At 55.6% G+C, this 17,918-nt stretch carries 18 protein-coding genes, 2 tRNA genes and 1 pseudogene; 4 read left to right on the forward strand and 17 right to left on the reverse strand.

Annotation, left to right across the window (positions count from 1 at the left end):
• Nucleotides 1–35 precede the first annotated feature (35 nt).
• Nucleotides 36–1,418, forward strand: a pseudogene (locus QEZ52_RS16835) (IS3 family transposase).
• On the opposite strand, the gene QEZ52_RS16840 reads toward QEZ52_RS16835, so the two are convergent.
• Entirely contained in the window at nt 1,363–1,830 is a 468-nt protein-coding gene (locus tag QEZ52_RS16840) for a hypothetical protein (protein ID WP_406645631.1), read from the reverse strand. The pseudogene QEZ52_RS16835 and the gene QEZ52_RS16840 overlap by 56 nt on opposite strands.
• A gap of 557 nt (nt 1,831–2,387) precedes the next feature.
• Here QEZ52_RS16840 and QEZ52_RS16845 point away from each other — a divergent pair.
• On the forward strand, nt 2,388–2,771 hold the full coding sequence (locus QEZ52_RS16845; protein WP_406645632.1) for a hypothetical protein: 384 nt from the start codon (nt 2,388–2,390) through the stop codon (nt 2,769–2,771).
• A 139-nt stretch (nt 2,772–2,910) separates the two neighbouring features.
• On the opposite strand, the gene QEZ52_RS16850 is transcribed toward QEZ52_RS16845, so the two are convergent.
• Nucleotides 2,911–5,751, reverse strand: coding sequence for a UvrD-helicase domain-containing protein (locus tag QEZ52_RS16850; protein ID WP_406650540.1), 2,841 nt, complete (start codon nt 5,749–5,751; stop codon nt 2,911–2,913).
• A 465-nt stretch (nt 5,752–6,216) separates the two neighbouring features.
• On the opposite strand from QEZ52_RS16850, the gene QEZ52_RS16855 reads away from it, so the two are divergent.
• A complete protein-coding gene (locus tag QEZ52_RS16855; RefSeq protein WP_406645633.1) occupies nt 6,217–7,395 on the forward strand; it encodes a DUF6538 domain-containing protein in 1,179 nt (392 codons plus the stop codon).
• Between the two features lie 72 nt (nt 7,396–7,467).
• Here the strand turns inward: QEZ52_RS16855 and QEZ52_RS16860 are convergent.
• The 15 genes from QEZ52_RS16860 to QEZ52_RS16930 form a co-directional block, all read right to left on the reverse strand.
• A tRNA-Phe gene (locus QEZ52_RS16860) sits at nt 7,468–7,542 on the reverse strand.
• An 82-nt stretch (nt 7,543–7,624) separates the two neighbouring features.
• Nucleotides 7,625–7,807: a DNA gyrase inhibitor YacG gene (locus QEZ52_RS16865; RefSeq protein WP_406645635.1), complete on the reverse strand. Its 183-nt coding sequence runs from the start codon at nt 7,805–7,807 to the stop codon at nt 7,625–7,627.
• Entirely contained in the window at nt 7,804–8,826 is a 1,023-nt protein-coding gene (locus QEZ52_RS16870) for a ribonuclease E/G (protein ID WP_406645636.1), read from the reverse strand. Before QEZ52_RS16870 ends, QEZ52_RS16865 begins: the two co-directional genes overlap by 4 nt.
• Nucleotides 8,823–9,413, reverse strand: a complete 591-nt coding sequence (locus tag QEZ52_RS16875; protein WP_406645638.1) for a Maf family protein — start codon at nt 9,411–9,413, stop codon at nt 8,823–8,825. Before QEZ52_RS16875 ends, QEZ52_RS16870 begins: the two co-directional genes overlap by 4 nt.
• 248 nt (nt 9,414–9,661) lie before the next feature.
• The gene (gene infA, locus QEZ52_RS16880) at nt 9,662–9,880 is read right to left on the reverse strand and encodes a translation initiation factor IF-1 (protein WP_037209844.1); all 219 of its coding nucleotides are present in this window, start codon (nt 9,878–9,880) and stop codon (nt 9,662–9,664) included.
• A gap of 366 nt (nt 9,881–10,246) precedes the next feature.
• The gene (locus QEZ52_RS16885; protein WP_406645639.1) at nt 10,247–11,128 is read right to left on the reverse strand and encodes a carbon-nitrogen hydrolase family protein; all 882 of its coding nucleotides are present in this window, start codon (nt 11,126–11,128) and stop codon (nt 10,247–10,249) included.
• A gap of 75 nt (nt 11,129–11,203) precedes the next feature.
• Nucleotides 11,204–11,794 carry a GNAT family N-acetyltransferase gene (locus QEZ52_RS16890; protein ID WP_406645640.1) on the reverse strand — a complete coding sequence of 197 codons (591 nt, stop codon included), beginning with the start codon at nt 11,792–11,794 and terminating at the stop codon, nt 11,204–11,206.
• Complete coding sequence (locus QEZ52_RS16895) at nt 11,791–12,186, reverse strand: ketosteroid isomerase-related protein (RefSeq protein ID WP_406645641.1); 396 nt, start codon at nt 12,184–12,186, stop codon at nt 11,791–11,793. Before QEZ52_RS16895 ends, QEZ52_RS16890 begins: the two co-directional genes overlap by 4 nt.
• Nucleotides 12,183–12,641, reverse strand: a complete 459-nt coding sequence (locus QEZ52_RS16900; protein WP_406645642.1) for a low molecular weight phosphatase family protein — start codon at nt 12,639–12,641, stop codon at nt 12,183–12,185. The genes QEZ52_RS16895 and QEZ52_RS16900 overlap by 4 nt, the downstream gene beginning before the upstream one ends.
• 3 nt (nt 12,642–12,644) lie before the next feature.
• Nucleotides 12,645–13,124 (reverse strand): UPF0262 family protein, encoded by a 480-nt coding sequence (locus QEZ52_RS16905; RefSeq protein ID WP_406645643.1) that lies wholly within the window; start codon nt 13,122–13,124, stop codon nt 12,645–12,647.
• Between the two features lie 375 nt (nt 13,125–13,499).
• Entirely contained in the window at nt 13,500–14,801 is a 1,302-nt protein-coding gene (gene hisD, locus QEZ52_RS16910) for a histidinol dehydrogenase (protein WP_406645644.1), read from the reverse strand.
• Between the two features lie 58 nt (nt 14,802–14,859).
• Entirely contained in the window at nt 14,860–15,402 is a 543-nt protein-coding gene (locus QEZ52_RS16915; RefSeq protein ID WP_406645645.1) for a GNAT family N-acetyltransferase, read from the reverse strand.
• Between the two features lie 16 nt (nt 15,403–15,418).
• Nucleotides 15,419–15,895, reverse strand: coding sequence for a DUF2948 family protein (locus tag QEZ52_RS16920; protein ID WP_406650542.1), 477 nt, complete (start codon nt 15,893–15,895; stop codon nt 15,419–15,421).
• A complete protein-coding gene (gene murA, locus QEZ52_RS16925) occupies nt 15,895–17,163 on the reverse strand; it encodes a UDP-N-acetylglucosamine 1-carboxyvinyltransferase (protein WP_406645646.1) in 1,269 nt (422 codons plus the stop codon). Before murA ends, QEZ52_RS16920 begins: the two co-directional genes overlap by 1 nt.
• A gap of 6 nt (nt 17,164–17,169) precedes the next feature.
• The gene (locus tag QEZ52_RS16930) at nt 17,170–17,328 is read right to left on the reverse strand and encodes a hypothetical protein (protein ID WP_406645647.1); all 159 of its coding nucleotides are present in this window, start codon (nt 17,326–17,328) and stop codon (nt 17,170–17,172) included.
• A gap of 85 nt (nt 17,329–17,413) precedes the next feature.
• Between QEZ52_RS16930 and QEZ52_RS16935 the strand changes: the two genes are divergently transcribed.
• Nucleotides 17,414–17,488 (forward strand) — tRNA-Thr (locus QEZ52_RS16935).
• The last annotated feature ends 430 nt before the right edge of the window (nt 17,489–17,918 follow it).

Genomic DNA, 17,918 nt, shown 5'->3' on the forward strand with positions numbered 1-17,918 from the left:
GTTTGTTGCTCATCGTAGCCACCGAGGAGTGGACGATGAGAAAGACAACGAAGAGCCCTGGCGAGAAGATCGTCAAAGATATCAAACGCGGCACGCGCAAGCATTATTCCAGCGAAGAGAAGATCAGGATCGTACTGGATGGGCTACGCGGCGAAGACAGCATTGCCGAGCTGTGCCGTCGTGAAGGGATATCGCAGGGCGTCTACTACAAATGGTCAAAAGACTTCATGGAAGCTGGCAAGAAGAGGCTTGCTGGCGACACAGCACGAGCAGCCAACACCGATGAGGTCAAGGCACTCCGCCGCGAGGCAAAGGATCTCAAGGAGGTCGTCGCAGAGCAGACGCTTGAACTGCGTCTTCTCAAAAAAGCATGCTCGGGGATGGGGACGACCACGAATGAGATATGCCGCATCAGAGAAGCTGGAGATCATTCGGCTGGTGGAAGAAAGCCACCTGTCAGCGCGTCGGACACTGGCCAAGCTGGGCATTCCCCGCACCACATTTTACCGCTGGTACGACCGGTATCTGCAGCGTGGTGAGGCTGGTTTGCAGGATCGATCTCCCAAGCCCAATCACGTTTGGAACCGCGTTCCCGTCGAAGTGAAGCGCAAGGTTGTCGACCTCGCCTTGAAAGAGACAGAGCTATCGCCCCGCGAGCTGGCCGTGACGTTCACCGATCAAGACCGTTATTTTGTCTCGGAATCTACGGTGTATCGCACCCTCAAAGCCCATGATCTCATCACCAGCCCGGCGTTCATCGTCTTGAAGGCGGCCCCCTCTCGGCAGATTGCTTTGCAATCGCCTGCCGGGCAATGGATGAGTTCCAGCATAAGACAACTGGTATCAACCAGCTTTGGCAGACAGACTTCACCTACATCAAGGTTCTGGGCTGGGGCTGGTTCTATCTCAGCACGGTCCTGGACGATTACAGTCGCTACATCGTCTCTTGGAAGCTCTGCACGAACATGCGGACAGAAGATGTAACGGACACACTGGAATTGGCGCTACAGGCGTCTGGCTGTGATCAAATCCACGTCGTTCATAAGCCGCGTCTTCTTAGCGACAACGGCTCCAGTTATGTCTCAGGCGACTTGGCCGAATGGCTAAAGGACAAAGGTATGAAGCACGCGCGCGGTGCGCCATATCATCCGCAAACGCAGGGCAAAATCGAACGATGGCATCAAACCCTTAAGAACCGCATCCTGCTGGAAAACTACTTCTTACCGGGTGACCTCGAAGCTCAGATCGAAGCCTTCGTCGACCACTACAATCACCAGCGCTTCCACGAGAGCATCAACAACGTCACACCCGCCGACGTCTACTTCGGGCGCGACAAAGCCATTCTAAAACAACGTGAAAGGATCAAACGGAAAACACGCGAAGCGCGACGCTTGCATCACCGCCAGCACGCCGCATAATCAAACCAAACAGATGAGCCAAACTCTCTCTTAGTTTAGGCAGCCACTGGTTCCAAAAACTCTGACGACGGACAATCCTGGCGGCTTCGTTGCTTCTATTAAGTTCATCGAGAATTGCCTGAAGGAGTAGTTGCTCGGCATGCGACTTTCCTTTGTCCGCCCCGCGGAGCGTTTCCCTAATATGGCTCAAGGCATCCTTTCCGTAGAGCTCCCGGCTCATTGCACGGTATGCCACCGCCAGACACTGATCCGGTCGGCCCGAGAAGGCCTCATTTTCAATACATGAAAACAGCTCACGATCATGTTTGCTACAGAACCCATGGAAAACGGAGGCATCTTTTGTCCCGATCGTCTTGACAGACAGTTTCCCACCGTTCTTGTTCATATCAGCAATATTTGCCGTGTAGTGCATCACATGGTCGCCAGCACTCCTTGTCTACTCCTTGGAAGATCAGTTTTTCATGTGGAATCGAGTTCAATTCAAGTGGTCGACCCGACGATCAGCGGCCTGTGATCTTCGTTAGATTTGGAGATCACAACACCGAACAGTTGTTAGTTCGCCAACCATTGAGCGTCGCGGCCCTCCTTGAAACGACTGCGACGTGGTCTGAGTTATCAACCCAGTTCCAAACTCTTTCGGCGCTGGATCAGGACGAAAGGATGGTCGAGGAGTGTTTCCTGAGAAAAGAGTATGGTGAGCGGCTTTATACACCTGAGTTGACCCTATATTCAGCGCCAGTTCACCTCTTGGCGCACTACGCCCACCTGCAAAATTCAGTTGTCGCATATCATCTTGGGTCGTTGCTTTCCTTGGTATGCCTGAATCTCGTTGGTTCGCATTTCAGAAAGCTACGCATCCCCGAAGAACTAAACACCTGGGGGCCAAGAGTGTCAGCTTTCACAAGAACACAGAGTAGGCCATTTGCTTACATGTGCCTTTGTATGAATGGCCCTGAATGGAACGAAGGCATGGCCCCAATTGAATGGGTCAATAAGGCCCTTTCGAACTCAGGTTTACCAACCTACGAAGAAATACTGGGGCATGCGGTCAAGGTTCTAAGAGAAGACAAAGCAGTATGTGAGCGCCCAAAGATGTCAGCGAGACAGTTGTATTTGAGGCAGATTGGAGCAGAATGGTTGGATTGGCGCAGAACTGAGAAGGATGCAGCGATCAACTATAGTCACGTTTCGCAAAAACACTTGAAGATCCCTGTGATCTTCGATGCAAACGCAACGCCTTTCCTGCTGTTTGGTAGTGATTTTGACATCAAGATATTCGACCCAATGGAAATGTTTGAAGAGGAGGCATCTCTGCACACCCAGTCGCTCAACTTTCGACGAGCATGCCGATAGCGTTGCGGGCCATTTGGGCCCATTTTCCAAATGGGTTAAAACGGCTGGGTTTGAATTGCCCCGATACGCAACGCTACACCACACTCGATGCATATGCGGTGAGAAGGCTTAAGAAATGGAACGTGTGTATTCGAACTGGTCAGCTTCTGCGTTTGGCAATCTTCGCCTTGCCCTTACAGCGTGGGTAGCTGACACAGCCGAGAAACGGACCATATCGCCCCCTTCGCTCGACTAGCCACCCGTCTTCACAACTGGGACAGCTCGGGTATTCAGCACCACAAGAGCACTTGCTCAAACCGGTGCCTTTGTTCTGAACCGGCAGTCCAATGCCGCAGGAACTACAAGCGTTCAAAGAATGTCCGCAGAGCGTGGCATGTTCACACCTGTACCATGTACGGCCATCTTTGGTCGGGACAGGAACCAGATGCCCACCACATTCGCCGCAGGTATGGTTGAATTCTACTTGGTCGTCAGCCCCTGTGGTCCCGTACTCAGGATCATCTAACAACTCGGTAATGAAAGCCGATTGTTTTGAAGCTGACCCCATTAGAGTCACGGATTTTCGGGCACGTGTCAGCGCCACATACATAACCCGGCGTTCTTCGGCATTCTCAAATGGCTCTGCCTCCGGCGAAACAAGGCTTAGGAGTGGGTCGTCAACAATTTCTGACGGAAAGCCTGTACGGCCGCGAAACATGTTCAGGATCACCACGTGATCTGCCTCTAGCCCCTTTGATGCGTGGATCGTGCGAAACGAAATATCCAAATCAGAAAACTTACGACGCAGTTGCGCGAGATTGGATGGGGCTAAGTGTCGATAACGGCCAAGCAACAAAACCGATACTGGCTGCTTTGGTTGGGCCGTCCGTTGCAGCGAGTGCAACACTTGGTCCAGTTTGTTTTTCTCGTCGGCTTTGATTGTCGAGACAACTTTCAACGCAGGCACATCTGACGTGCCAGCTGGTATCACTGTCTTGTTTAACTGGGCCGGGTTTTGTAACACAAACCTCTTCGCAGCATGTGCAATCTGATCGACCGAGCGGAATGTTCTTCCCAGATCCACAGTGCGATGAACTCCTGATTGCCCGTCAAAGACGCCCCCAAACTCGTCGCCGAAGTTTCGCATGAGGTTGATGTCGGACCCGGCAAACCGGTAGATCGACTGCCAGTCATCGCCAACTGCGAAAATGCGTGCATCACTGTGTTGGGCTTTTAGAGCTTTGACCAAGCGCCCTCGGCTACGTGATATATCCTGAAACTCATCTACTAAGATGTGTTTGAACGGGCTGGCATACTCTCCCGTCTCGGCATAGTTGGTTGCCCGAAGGATCATATCTTCAAAATCGATCCGTCCGTTTAACTGTTTTTGGTACTCCAAATAGACAGGCTCAAAGATTGACAGGAACGCCTTGGCACGTTTGCCAAGTTTCAAGACCCGCCCTTTCTCGGCGCATTCGTTGATGTGGTATCCACCACCTTTGTAGTGCTTCAAGAAGGTTCCAAGCAGCTGCACAAAACTGTCGGCTTGGTTTAGTTCCACCACCCTGTCGAAGAGCGTTTCTGGTGACCTTGGGTTGACCGTTTCGTAGGGAGAAATTTTCTCAGCGAGCGCTTCCAGCAGCGAACCGTCTTCTCGCTCATAACTGAACGTCTCGATCAAAGTCGTTTCGTGTTCGGCGTGGACACCACGCTTCCAATCCATGCCAGCGAGGTATTCTTCGTTGTCTACGAATGGCGCCGTTTTAAGGCGATAGGTGCCGTCTGCCAGTTTTGTACGACGAACCCCAAAGTGCTCAATATAGATGCCGCTCTTTGTTAAGCGAAAATCTGGACAGTAGTCACGGAAGCCACCTTCAGAAACCTTATGTTCGTAGTCGGGTTCATACTCGTATTCGATGCCGCTCTCATACAGCCAATTGGCAATCATCAACTCTTCAAAGCTTTTGACCTGCTCCCCTTGAAGGGTGCGAAGATCGAGCTTTTCAATGTAAGTGTAGTAACTGTGCTTTTTCTTGAAATCCCACTCACTTTTTTCTTCCAAACGGGTGTGGGAGAACCAGCCCACAATGGACTTTGACACTTCTGATGCTGTTCGGACCAAAGCCCTCAGGATGTCTCGGATCAAGGCAAGGTACGCCTTGTCGTCAGTGGCATGAGCGGCCAGTGCTGGCTTGCTTCCTTCGACGGCCCCTATGATGTCGTAGGCCAACGAATGAAATGTACGAGCTTCCAAAGGTTCTCCACATTTGGCCTCGATCCGTTCACTCATCTCTTTGGCTGCGTCTCTCGCAAACGCCAGAAGCAGCACTTCTTCAGGTTTCCTAGCACCAGACTTCAGTAGGTAGCCTGCTTTGGCAGTTATGACGCTGGTTTTCCCCGAACCGGCGCCAGCCAAGACCAGAGTTGCGTCCTCATCGGAAACGATTGATTGCCTTTGTTCTGGTGTCAGTGGATTGCTTTCGAATGTTTCGAAGAAATCTGCCCACTCGACCAACTGACGTTCCTCAAAAGCTGAAATTGCGTGCTGACGTATCTGCCGCGCGTTTCGTACAAACCCCTGTATATTATCGATTTGATCCCGATGTGCATCCTCTAGGGCCTCTTGTGGTAGCTTGGAAAGAAGACGCCGATCGAGACCACTAGCGCGCTCCAGTATTGGAGACACCACGCACGCTGCCGGGTAGGCCGCTGGGTTAGAAAGTTCTCCAATTTCCTGCACCAACGCATCAATGACTGCACGGCATTGTTCAAGATCGGCCTGGATGGTCGCTTCCCAGTCCGCACGAATAGCGTTCGAGAAATTGACAGCGTCTTTGGGTCGGGCACCTTTTAGCAAGTGTACTGGTTGGTCATCCAATCGGAGCGTTAGAGACGCACCCCAAAACCCATTCTCAACTGTTGGAGCGGACGCTAGTTCTCTCAGCGTGCCGGAGACCAAAGGCTTGGCCTGCACGACAATCTCGCTCCCATCGTACTCCATGTACTTGGCATGTTTTCCAAAGGGGTTGAGGAAAAACCCTACCAGCGGTTTTTGTTGTAAACGGCTCAATATGCGGGAACTTTCAAAACGATAGGACAGGTGAACTAGGGTCTAGGATATCGACCATTCCACTCGCCTGAAACCCGAAATGGGGAAGCCAAAAAAACAAGCTTTTTGGGAGCGTTATGGCCAGTAAGTGTGGCCGCTGGGTGCCTGATGGGTGCCGAGAGTGGTGAGCTTGAATGAAACGGACTGGTTTTCCCTGCGATTGATTGGAGACCACACAGTATTGAAGCTAAAGACTTTTTGCGTCGGCTCGCAGCAAGTTGCGAGAGTCTGAATGGAAACCTAGGAAAATTGAAAATCCTCGTGTCGGTGGTTCGATTCCGCCCCCGGGCACCATTCCCAACAGGTAAGCTACTGTTTCCCTTCAGCTTTAACTGGAGCTGATCAAGGGCGTAGTACATGCTGGAGAACAAAACCGTTCCCTTCTCATTTGTAAAAGCAGGGGTCTTCTACTTCACACGACGGGTCCCGAAGGACCTCGATCACCACTATACCACCGGAAAAATATCGTTCTCGCTGCGGACAAGATCAGCAGTGGTTGCAAAGTCCCGAGCGCAAAGAGCTGCTCAGCAACTGGATGAACACTGGTACCATCTACGCATCCAAGACGTAGACCTACCGGGCAAGCATCTTCTGAGGATGGGAGCTGCCGCCGAGTTTGGGTCTTCGATGTCATGCACCGATCAAGCCAGCGTTGACGCCGTAAAGCTCTCAGAAGCCGTGTCAGTCTATCTGCAGCTGAAGGGGCAAGGACGTCCAATCACCTTCCACAGGGCTGCTGAGCGGTCGTGTGGCTATGTCTTGGATGTCTGCGGGGACAAAGACATCAGAAGCTATACCAAGGCGGATGCCAATGCGTTTCGCGACGAGCTGGTGGAGCGAGAATTAGCGGGTAGCAGTATCACCCGCATCTTTGGGACCGTCAGATCAGTCATCAACTTCGCTGCTTCTGAAGCCGGTATCACACTGACCAACCCATTCGCTGGTGTGTACTACGACAGAAGTGCCGGTGTCGAAGATCGTGAACCTATGCCAATCGAAGCGATCCGCTCTCTGCAATCCAAATGCCGGTCCCTTGATGACGACTTGCGATGGCTGGTTGCTTTGGTCTCGGACACAGGGATGCGGCTTGCAGAAGCTGCGGGTTTGCTCAAAGAGGATTTCGAGCTGAATGACCCATTGCCTCACGTAGTTGTCCAAGAGCATCCTTGGCGTCGGCTGAAGACATCAGGCAGCAACCGAAAGGTGCCTCTGGTCGGGGCGTCACTATGGGCCGCCAAGCGCTTGCTCTCTAAGAACACTGACAGCCAGTTCGCTTTTCCCCGGTACAACAAATCGAAAACCACGAACGCTAATTCTGCCAGTGCCGCGCTGAACAAATGGATGAAGCCATATGTACCAAGCCGTTGCACCATGCACAGCTTTCGTCATTCGATGCGTGACAGGCTTCGCGCTGTCGAGTGTCCGTCCGACATCGTCGACCAGATAGGTGGCTGGCAAACCGAAGGCGTAGGGCATGGATATGGCAAGGGCTATCCGCTTGAAGTGCTGAGCAAATGGCTGGAAGCAACGGCATAGCTCCAGCATGTACTACGCCCTTGATCAGCTCCAGTTAAAGCTGAAGGGAAACAGTAGCTTACCTGTTGGGAATGGTGCCCGGGGGCGGAATCGAACCACCGACACGAGGATTTTCAATCCACTGCTCTACCCCTGAGCTACCCGGGCATGGGTTAGGCTGTTCGCCTTGGGTGGGGGCGTTCTATGCTTTGGGCGCAGCGGTGTCCAGAGGGATTCTGCAAGAAAATCATCAATGTTTGACAGGAGGTGTATTCTCGAGCTCTTCCAGTGCGATTTCAAGGTCTTCGGGGGCTTCGCTGGGGATGGCATAGCCCTCGGACAACCACTTTCCCAAATCGATATCCGCGCAGCGTCTGGAGCAGAACGGGCGGTACTTTTGGACAGTTTCCTCGCTACAGACCGGGCAACTCATTCTAGGATCTCCTTCAGCGGAATACGGCCTCTTTTGCGTTGCAGTTCAAAATGTCCCAAGGGCGTCCACCCCGCGAGTATTGTTTCTTCGGTATCCGCCCGAAACGCTGCGCGCAGAGAGGTTTCAAAGGTTCGGCGGTCTTTCTTGGGCATAGGAGCCAAATCCAGCGTGATCTGCCCGCCCAGCCCCCGCACACGCAGCGCCCGTGGCAAAGCTTTGGCGCAGGCCATATTGGCCTTGGTGCCGGCCGCCAGAGAGGTGTCGGAACCCGTGTTCACATCGACGGCGACCAGCGCCCGGGTGGGTTCGATGTACAAGAACGCCCCACCGCTCAAAGGCTCTCTGGTAGACGTCACCGATTCCAAGGCGTCCAGCACACCATGCGCTTCAAATCCTCCGGATTCGCGGATCACGTCGCAGGATCCGGGCCAGTCGCGCCACGCCAGCAGATGCGGTCCGTCCCCATCCGTCAACTTCTCGGTTTCGGTTCCTGTATCCTGCAGAACCTGCTCGGCCATATTGCGCATTGCGGCAATATCTTCGGCAATTTCCTCTGGATCGCCGTCCGCACAGGCGGATCGCAGAATCAGCCCGAAACCACAGCCGTCCATTTCCTCGTTTGCGATTTCCAACAGCCTGTCACGCATGTCTTCGTCGCGAATGGAGCGTGACACATTCAAACCAGGCGAGTCGGGGGTGACAATTGCATAACGGCTCTTGAACAGGACCTTTTGTGTTACAGGAATGGCTTTGCCGGGTTCAGCATACCCCGTGACTTGTACCAGCAACAAGGTTCCGGGTGCCAACCCTTTGACCTGGCGTAGAAATGCCGGCCCATCCGGGGTCGACAGAAACATCCCGCCCTGCCCCTTGACCGGGCGGTCGGCCCTGGCCCGATAGATTGATCCCGGTGTCGGCAGGTCGTTTTCGACCAGAAAATCTTCCAGCTTTCCATCAATCATCAGCGCCGCGGCTTCGCGGTTGTTCAGATGGTCCAGAATGATGCTGCTACCCTTCATGTCGTCTCCTTTGCCGGCGCGCTCCAGGGGCAATGCCCAGCGGCCTGTAACAGATTGGCAGTTTCAGCCAGCGGTAACCCGACGATGCCGGTAAAGGACCCGCTGATCCATGGAATAAACGCGCCCGCAGCGCCCTGGATTGCATATCCGCCCGCCTTGCCCCGCCAATCACCCGCAGCCAGATAGCTCCGCATATCGGCGTCAGACAGGCGTTTCATGCGGACATTGGAAACCACGTCCTTTTCCCAGACGCGTTCACCTTTTTTCAACGCAACCGCCGTGATCACCCGATGACGTCGCCCGGACAGCGCCTGCAAAAATGCAGCCGCCTCCTGTTCGTCAGCAGGTTTGCCCAGGATCCGGCGCCCCAATGCAACTGTTGTGTCAGCGCACAGGACCAAATCATCGGGCTCGGCGTGAACGGCCTGCGCCTTTTCCCGCGCAATACGACAGCAATAGGATCGGGGCACTTCGCCCTTATGCGGGGATTCGTCGATTTCAGGTGGCCGAACGGCATCCGGTACAATGCCCAGCTGTGCCAGCAGGTCCAACCGTCGCGGGCTGCCTGACCCCAGAATGAATGCCATGGAGTGGTCCCCTCTATCTCACTGCGCGCGTTCTTAGTCGGTTTTTGGCCCAGCGAAAACCCGCTTCCTTCTCCGTCTTTTCCAACCAGCGAACATCTGAGCCCGCCCCAGCGCGCGGGTTTTCCCGCGCGCTGCCCGGCCCAACGGGATTGGCGTTTCGCAGAAACGGCAAAGACGGGCGGGAGCGCACCGCCAAAAAACAAAAGCCCGGCACGAACGGCCGGGCTTTGCGTTTGGAAATCAATCGCTTATTTAAAACGATAGTTGATCCGACCCTTGGTAAGATCATAAGGGGTCATTTCCACTTGGACCCGGTCGCCAGCCAGAACACGGATGCGGTTTTTGCGCATCTTGCCTGCCGTATGTGCGATGATTTCATGGCCGTTTTCCAGCTCGACCCGAAACGTCGCATTCGGCAGGAGTTCCTTCACGACACCGGGAAATTCGAGCATTTCTTCCTTGGCCATGTCGTCTCCATAGTTGATTTCCCCGCCAGACTGCGGGATGTGCGCCTAGATGAGCCCATTTCACCCGTTTTTCAAGGGCACAAACGGAAATCCACCGGATTAGTCGCTGATTTGGGCATTGGTTTGTGTGGTTTTGGTCGTGAACGGTGCGGAATCTCGCTTTGTCTGACGGTTCGCAGCTGACCAGTCGCCGGAAATGGGGCACCCAAGCGGTCCGGTGGCAGGCAAAATCCTGAAACGCCCCTGGACCCGCTCCAATTTGATTCCCTCCCCAGCAACCTCAAACAGAGATCACGGCCCAGGGACAACGCCCAACGCGACCGGGTCCTTTTGCCGTTGCACACGCCCCGGGCCAACCGATCCGGTTCACGCCATCAAATTGCACGTCTGGAGGCCCGCAGTTCGCGGCAATTGTTCCTGCCAATGGGTTCGGTTTAACACAATCCCATCAGCCCGGACATCGGCGATTTTGGACAAATCAACATCCGCATAGGTCCACCCGGGTTTGTTCAATACGCCTTCGGCCAGGACCCCGGTTTCGGGAAACCCCCGATCCGGAGGGCCGAATACGCCGCCCATACCGGTGTTCATGTCCACCGCTTCCGACCAGCTGTTTGCCCCGACCAAAGATGCCATCGCCGTAACACATTGGTTCTCCAACGCGCGCGCCATGGCACCAATCCGAACCCGCCAATATCCCGACAGCGCTTCGGTGCAGGACGGCATCAGCAGAATATCCGCCTCACTCAATGCACGGCCCAGCAACGGAAATTCGCTGTCATAACAAATCAGTATTCCGATTTTACCCAAATCCGTCTCGAACAGGGTCAGGGCACCACCCGGAGCGATATCCCAATGTTCCCTTTCGAACCGGGTCATGATCTGCTTGTCCTGATGGGCTCGTTTTCCGTTAGGCGCAAACAAAAATGCCCGGTTGACCGGACGCCCCTGGCCTTCGATAACCGGAGCCGACGCTCCAAGGATATGGACCCCATGGTCCATCGCCAATTTCTGATGCAGAACCGCAGCTTCATCCATCCGCTCCGATACGGCATGGATCGAATGTTCCAGATCTCCGGCAACTTTTGCACCGGCCAGGGTCGACAACTCCATGGCCCCATATTCCGGAAACACCAACAGATCCGCCCCCTGCCCGGCCGCATCAGCCACCCAGGTCGCGATCTTGTCTTCGTAATGTGCCCAGCTGTCCAGCCAATCAAGCGGATAGGCGGCGGTGGCAATCTTCATCAATGCAACTCCCCGACAGATTCCCGCAGATGTAACGACAGCCACAGGGCAAAGGCAATCCTGGTGGCCCTGACGTTACAGATCCCTAATCCAGAATTGCAGCGGCTTGGCTGTGGCCTGTGTCTGTCCCACATCCTTCCAGGTGAACTGAGCCACAGCCCCTGTCAACGGCTCATACCCTCGTTTGCGCCAGAACGGATCAAGCGGCGCATAATCTGGCGGTCGCATCACATGATCCTCGGGCCGTTGCACCCCACAAAACGCCGACTTTGAAAACCCATGCGCCCGGGCGTGTGCCTCGCGGGCATCAAAGAATCCATGCCCGACCCCGTGGCCACGATAGTTGGGCAGCAATACGGATTCGGCACAGTAAAACACGGTTGTCAGATCAACTCCCGTGCCCACAAAGGCGGCGGCAAAATCATCGGCATGATCAGCCAATGGCGCGCCGGTTGATGCCCCCACCAACCGGGTGCCATCAAAGGCACCAACAACAACAGCCCGGTCGCTGTCCCGATAGCTCTGCAGGTACGCCCGCTCGTATCCCAAATCCCCGTCATACAGATACGGCCAGGCCCGGAACACAGCAATCCGCAGTCGCGCAACATCGTCCAAGGCCGCCTCAAGAGCCGCACCTGTCATCGGACGCACATCAATCTGCGTCATGCAGAAACCTGTCGCGTCCAATCTGCCAGATTGTAAAACGTGGTAACTCGGATGATTTTGCCATCCCGCAGGGAAAAGAACGATCCAGCGGGCAACCGATAAGTCTGCCCATTGGCCTCGGGCAGCCCGTCGTCTGTCACCAAATAGGTGCCGTTGACGATGAATTCGGCGGCCGCGCGGGTCCCATCCTGCGCCTCGAAGACAACTATATCGGTCAACTCTTCCTTATAGCAACGCTCCATGTGGGCGCAAAAATCGGCAAACTTTTCCTTGCCCAAGCGAATTTGGCCTTCGTTGACGTGATGTGCCACATCATCGGCCAGACAGGCCAACATCCCATCAATATCACCCGCGTTAAAGGCGGCGAAATACTGTTCGATTGTCTTGTTCATCTCAGTTCTCTCGGTTCCCCCCAGCGCCCCTTGAGCTGCTGGATAATCTGATCTCGGGTTTGTCGGTAGCTATTTAGCTTGGCGTCTCGTGTTTCGCCCAGCCCAGTTGGGTCCATTATTGGCCAATATTCGACATCAAGATGAAAAAACCGGGTTAACTCCAGCGCCCGCCGCTGGGATGCGGGGGACAATGCAACGATCAGATCAAAGGATGACAGGTCATCCCCCCATTGCTCCATCTCATCAAAAGAACGGGACCGATGACGGCTCAGTTCGACCCCGATTTCCTGACAAACGGCGATACAGAACCCGTCGATTTCCATATCGTTCTTGACCCCGGCCGACTGCACATAGGTGCCCGTGCCAAAGAACTTCTTCATCAGCCCTTCGGCCATGGGGGATCGAACTGCATTGTGGTCGCAACAAAACAGGATCGACTGCGGAAGCGTCTCCACCCGTTAGCTCCCGAAATGCAGGACGCAGATCAACGTGAACAGACGACGGGCCGTGTCCGTATCAATTTCGGCCTTGCCCTCCAACCGCTCCTGCAGAACACGACTGCCTTCATTGTGGATCCCACGTCGCGCCATGTCGATGGTTTCAATTTGGCTGGGGGGCATGGTCTTGACTGCGTTAAAATAGCTTTCGCAGATTTGATAGTAGTCTTTTACAACCTGCCGAAACGGCGACAGGGACAGATGAAACTCTGCTGCTTTTTCTCCGGCCTCTGTATTGACGTCAAACACCAGCCGTTTGTCCCGGATCGCGAGCCCCAGGTGATAAGGACCATCCGGGATTTCCCGTCCGTCCCGTTCAGGCAGATCAAAGTTGTTCTCTTCGATCAGATCGAACATTGCCACTTTGCGCTCCTGCTCGATTTCGGGCGTTGGCGGCGGCAAGTTGCGGTCATCAAGTTCGATATGACTGATACGGCTCATCTTCTCGTGGGTCTCGGCTCTGAAACTGGGTGTCAAAGACCTACAACATGGCGCACAGCGGGGCAATGCGGCGCACGCGTCAAAAAGCACCATCAAAGCGTCAGACCGCTTGGAAAAATCTACGCCTTTTCTCTGAAAAGGCTTGAGGCCTCCGGCGGGGATATTTTTGGCCAGATGAAGTAACGGATCCTTAACCCTGTTGCGCCACCTTGATTGGGCGGAACAGGCAGGGATGCCGATGGCCGCGCCAGGTGAAGCTCTCCGGCCAGACCCGGGAGAGCGGATCGCCTGTTCATCTGGCCAGAAATATCCCGGGGGAGTCACGCCTGCGTGACGGGGGCAGAGCCCCCATTCGTCGCACCACCCGGAATGCGGTTAGTCGTTCAACGCATCCAACCGCACCCGAACCGACAACCCATGGGCTTCCAAGCTCTCAGATATCGCCAAAGCTTCGGCGGAGGGACCAATGGCACGCAACGCCTGAGGGGTCATTTGCGACATCGTGGTGCGTTTGACAAAATCCATCACTGACAAGCCAGACGAAAACCGGGCCGAGCGCGCAGTGGGCAGAACGTGGTTGGGACCACCGACATAATCGCCGATGGCCTCGGGCGTAAACTGCCCAAGAAAAATCGCCCCCGCATGAATTGTCTTTTCCGACAACGCCAGAGGATCAGCCACACAGAGTTCCAGATGTTCAGGCGCGATGCGGTTCGACAGCTTGGCCGCCTCGTCCAGATCCCGAACGGTGATAACTGCGCCAAAGTCGCGCCAGCTGGGACCAGCGATGGCGCGACGCTCGAGGGTTTCCAACCGTGCATCCACGGCTTGGGCGACTGCCCGACCAAAATCTGCATCGTCGGTGATCAGCAGAGACTGGGCACTTTCATCATGTTCAGCCTGGCTCATCAGGTCCAGCGCGATCCAATCGGGATTGTTGTCCGCATCCGCGATTACCAGAATTTCCGAAGGGCCAGCGATCATGTCGATGCCAACCTTGCCAAACACCCGACGCTTGGCCGCCGCAACAAAGGCGTTGCCAGGGCCGGTGATCTTGTCCACCGGAGCAATGGTCTCGGTGCCATAGGCCAGCGCCGCAATCGCCTGTGCGCCGCCAATTCGATAGACTTCATCGACCCCTGCCAGATCAGCGGCCAACAGCACCAGCGGATTGATTTGCCCGTCGGGCGTCGGAACCGTCACCACCAACCGTTCGACCCCGGCTACCTTGGCGGGAATTGCATTCATCAAAACAGAAGACGGATAGGTCGCCAAACCGCCGGGCACATACAGTCCTGCTGCAGACACAGCAGACCAACGCCACCCCAAAGTTGCGCCGGCCTCATCCGTCCAACTGTCATCCTGCGGCATCTGCCGGATGTGATAAGCCCGAATCCGGTCCGCTGCCAATTCCAGCGCGGCACGATCATCGGCGCTGACCTGGGCAATGGCGCTGGAAATCTCGTCAGCGCTGACCCGCATTGTCTCTGCCGTCAATTCGATGCGATCAAATTTAGCCGTCAGTTCGGTCACCGCGGCATCACCCCGGGTGCGCACATCCTGAATGATACCAGCAACGATGGCGTCTACATCTGGGCTGTCTTCGCGTTTGGCAGCCAGCAGAGTGGCAAAGCGGGTTTCGAAATCAGTGTCGGCAGTATCGAGGAATACGGGCATGGCTCTCTCCGAAAGTTGCCTTTCCCTTAGCGCTCCCCGCTGATTGTCTCAAGTGGGCTCAAGCCGTGTCAGGTGCGCGAGATAGTCGCTTGACCATGGATTGGCACTGGCTTCGGCCTTTGCCACAGGGGGTGCTGTCGGTTTTCCATCCCCGTGCCACATAGAAACCCCTTGCAGTTTGTGTGGCTTCGAGCCGGGCGAACTCGGCCCCCAATGTGACAAGCCGCGCTTCGAGATGTGTCAGAAGCGTGTTGCTGAGACCCTGGAACCGGAATTCCGGAGACACGTAATTCAAGGTGATCAACCCTTCGCGCTCCGCCAGCGGCCCGATGCCGCCAACCGCGGCCAGGTGCCCGTCCACTTCGATCACCCAGATCTCTCCGGGGTCGCCCAGCCAGTCGCGAATGTGTTCGGGTGTCTTATTGTGTAGCCAGTCCTGCAAGGCGGTGGGGTCATCCAGATGGTCCGCCCTGCACAATTCCCGAATCGATGAACACAGGACCCGACTGATATCAAAGACATCAAACACTGTGGCCCGCCGGGTCAAACGGCCAACCTCGGCCGCCCCAAACGCCTGACTGATCCCACGTTTGTTCTGCATGTTACCCGGCCAGCTCTCAGGCGTCGTGATCAGGCACATGACCTGACGGAGCCCGATACGGGCGGGTTACGTCGCGGATAGACACATCCAGCGCCTCTACAGACAACCGCAGACCACCGTCTCCCGCCAGGGTCAGCTCGACATGTCCTGCGCCGTCCGCGCCCGGTTCGAATGCAACCGACAGCAACGAAAGCACCACGTCCTTGTCCTTGCGATCAATTCCCTGGCTGGCGACGCCCAGAACATTGTCGATGACCAACAGGGATTGCACCCGCTCATAGGCCCGCCCCCGGGCCTCGGCAGCGGAGCGATCTTCCCACCGAAACCTGTTCAGCAAAATGGCAAAACGGCGCTGCGACGACCGCCATGACATTTCCGACGCAGGAAACACTGCGTCCTGCAGCAGGGTCGAAATCACTTTGAGGTCGTCGCTATCCTCGGCCCCCAGGTTCAATGGGGTTTCGCGCCCATCGTCAAAACTCGCGTCACTCATCATTCACCCCGGATCCGTTCAATCTTGGCACCAACGCCAGACAGCTTGCGCACCACATGTTCATACCCACGATCCAAATGATACACCCGGCTGACCTTGGTTTCACCCTCGGCCGCCAAACCCGCCAGAATCAGCGACACCGACGCACGCAGATCGGTGGCCATCACCGGCGCGCCTTTCAGGCGTTCAACACCAGTCACCGTAGCTGTTCCGCCATGGACGTCGATACTGGCCCCCATACGGATCAGTTCAGGAGCGTGCATGAACCTGTTTTCAAAAATTTTCTCTTCCAGAACGCTGGTGCCGGACGCCGTGCACAACAGAGCCATCATCTGCGCCTGCAAATCGGTTGGAAATCCCGGGAAAGGTTCGGTGGTGACATTCACAGCTTTGATCCGTTCCTGCCCGCGTGTCACCTTCAACCCTTTTTCGGTCTCCTGCACATTGACACCGGCGTCGTGCAGCTTGTCCACGAACGCCTGGAGCAAACTGATCCGCCCACCCAGCAATTCGACTTCGCCACCACAGATCGCCGGGGCCAACATATAGGTCCCCAGCTCGATCCGATCAGTGACGACAGGGTGCGTTGCCCCATGCAGCCGGTCAACGCCCTGGATTGTAATGGTCGACGTGCCATCGCCTTCGATCTGGGCGCCCATTTTACGCAGGCAATCGGCCAGATCGACAATTTCTGGTTCGCGTGCAGCATTCTCAATGACCGTCGTCCCCTTGGCCAACGTCGCCGCCATCAACGCGTTTTCCGTTGCCCCAACCGAGACCAACGGGAATGTCACCCGCCCCCCCTTGAGCCCGCCGGGAGCCTTGGCATGGACATATCCGTCTTTCAGCTCCAGTTCGGCCCCCATGGCTTCCAGCGCCTTGAGATGCAGATCAACCGGTCGCGCGCCAATGGCACAACCCCCAGGCAAAGACACGACCGCATGTCCGTGTCGGGCCAGCATCGGCCCCAACACCAGAATCGACGCCCGCATTTTGCGAACGATGTCATAGTCGGCCTTGTGATTGTTCAAATCGTGGCTCGACATTGCCAGAACCTGCCCGTCCTGCAGGCTCGATACTTCGGCCCCCAATGACTGCAACAACGTTGTCATGGTGCGTATATCGCTGAGACGCGGCGCATTGGTCAATGTCAGCGGCTCGTCGCTGAGAAGCGTGGCCGGCATCAGCGTCAAACACGCATTTTTTGCCCCCGCGATCGGGATCTGCCCATTCAATGGGCCATTGCCGGTTACCAGAATCGAATCCATCTGCTCTTACCTTTCGGATTTACCCGTAGTGTCGTCCGTTTCGCTGGTGCGTGCCTTGGCCTGCGCCTTGCGGCGGCCCAGGTTTGCCTTGAGCGCCGCCTTGAGACGATCCTCGCGCGATGCAGCGGATTTGCCGCCGGATTTGGGTGATTTTTTATCTGCCATGTCCCTTCTGTAACGAAGTGCGAAAAAAGCGTCCAGATTGCTCTTGCACCACGTTTCGTTTGAGTCTAATCACCCCCTCACCGGCGCTGCTGTAGCTCAGAGGTAGAGCACTCCCTTGGTAAGGGAGAGGTCGAGAGTTCAATTCTCTCCAGCAGCACCATTAAATCCCTCTAAAACAACACTATGACCTGCGACACCCGAACCCTGTTGCTGTCCTTTGTGCGGGATTTCACCGGAATACGCAGGGAACGACTATGACGTTCGTGCAATGCCGGTCGGACATTTCACACCCCGTTCTCAAAGCAATCCCTTGTTGCGCCGACTCGCAGGGTGGAATCAAATCTGCCAATCCGCGTTCTTCGATCCAGTGCCCGTTTCAGGCATTGCCACGTCACAGCCAGCCCTCGATGCGATTCGAAACGCTTGACGATGGCTGCGCCAGAATACGCGCACCGGAAACAGGCTCCCACGTCAGCAACGATGACATGGGACATCAAATAGGCACAAAGGGCTTTGTCATCGTGCGGTGCACGATAAGTGCCTGGCAAAAGCTATCGGGCCCAAGGGCGGACGCCTGCAACCACTGCGCA

Origin of the sequence: Aliisedimentitalea scapharcae, from assembly GCF_045277565.1 — a bacterium.
Taxonomy (GTDB): Bacteria; Pseudomonadota; Alphaproteobacteria; order Rhodobacterales; family Rhodobacteraceae; genus Aliisedimentitalea; species Aliisedimentitalea scapharcae.

Excerpts from the sequence above, each read along its gene's own strand:
- QEZ52_RS16850 (WP_406650540.1), bottom strand. The coding sequence starts at position 5,751 with ATGGAGTACGATGGGAGCGAGATTGTCGTGCAGGCCAAGCCTTTGGTC.
- QEZ52_RS16845 (WP_406645632.1), top strand. The coding sequence starts at position 2,388 with ATGGCCCCAATTGAATGGGTCAATAAGGCCCTTTCGAACTCAGGTTTA.
- QEZ52_RS16885 (WP_406645639.1), bottom strand. The coding sequence starts at position 11,128 with ATGAAGATTGCCACCGCCGCCTATCCGCTTGATTGGCTGGACAGCTGG.
- QEZ52_RS16915 (WP_406645645.1), bottom strand. The coding sequence starts at position 15,402 with ATGCAGAACAAACGTGGGATCAGTCAGGCGTTTGGGGCGGCCGAGGTT.
- QEZ52_RS16840 (WP_406645631.1), bottom strand. The coding sequence starts at position 1,830 with ATGCACTACACGGCAAATATTGCTGATATGAACAAGAACGGTGGGAAA.
- QEZ52_RS16905 (WP_406645643.1), bottom strand. The coding sequence starts at position 13,124 with ATGAGCCGTATCAGTCATATCGAACTTGATGACCGCAACTTGCCGCCG.
- QEZ52_RS16855 (WP_406645633.1), top strand. The coding sequence starts at position 6,217 with ATGCTGGAGAACAAAACCGTTCCCTTCTCATTTGTAAAAGCAGGGGTC.
- QEZ52_RS16870 (WP_406645636.1), bottom strand. The coding sequence starts at position 8,826 with ATGAAGGGTAGCAGCATCATTCTGGACCATCTGAACAACCGCGAAGCC.
- QEZ52_RS16890 (WP_406645640.1), bottom strand. The coding sequence starts at position 11,794 with ATGACGCAGATTGATGTGCGTCCGATGACAGGTGCGGCTCTTGAGGCG.
- hisD (WP_406645644.1), bottom strand. The coding sequence starts at position 14,801 with ATGCCCGTATTCCTCGATACTGCCGACACTGATTTCGAAACCCGCTTT.
- QEZ52_RS16865 (WP_406645635.1), bottom strand. The coding sequence starts at position 7,807 with ATGAGTTGCCCGGTCTGTAGCGAGGAAACTGTCCAAAAGTACCGCCCG.
- QEZ52_RS16895 (WP_406645641.1), bottom strand. The coding sequence starts at position 12,186 with ATGAACAAGACAATCGAACAGTATTTCGCCGCCTTTAACGCGGGTGAT.
- QEZ52_RS16920 (WP_406650542.1), bottom strand. The coding sequence starts at position 15,895 with ATGAGTGACGCGAGTTTTGACGATGGGCGCGAAACCCCATTGAACCTG.
- QEZ52_RS16930 (WP_406645647.1), bottom strand. The coding sequence starts at position 17,328 with ATGGCAGATAAAAAATCACCCAAATCCGGCGGCAAATCCGCTGCATCG.
- QEZ52_RS16875 (WP_406645638.1), bottom strand. The coding sequence starts at position 9,413 with ATGGCATTCATTCTGGGGTCAGGCAGCCCGCGACGGTTGGACCTGCTG.
- infA (WP_037209844.1), bottom strand. The coding sequence starts at position 9,880 with ATGGCCAAGGAAGAAATGCTCGAATTTCCCGGTGTCGTGAAGGAACTC.
- murA (WP_406645646.1), bottom strand. The coding sequence starts at position 17,163 with ATGGATTCGATTCTGGTAACCGGCAATGGCCCATTGAATGGGCAGATC.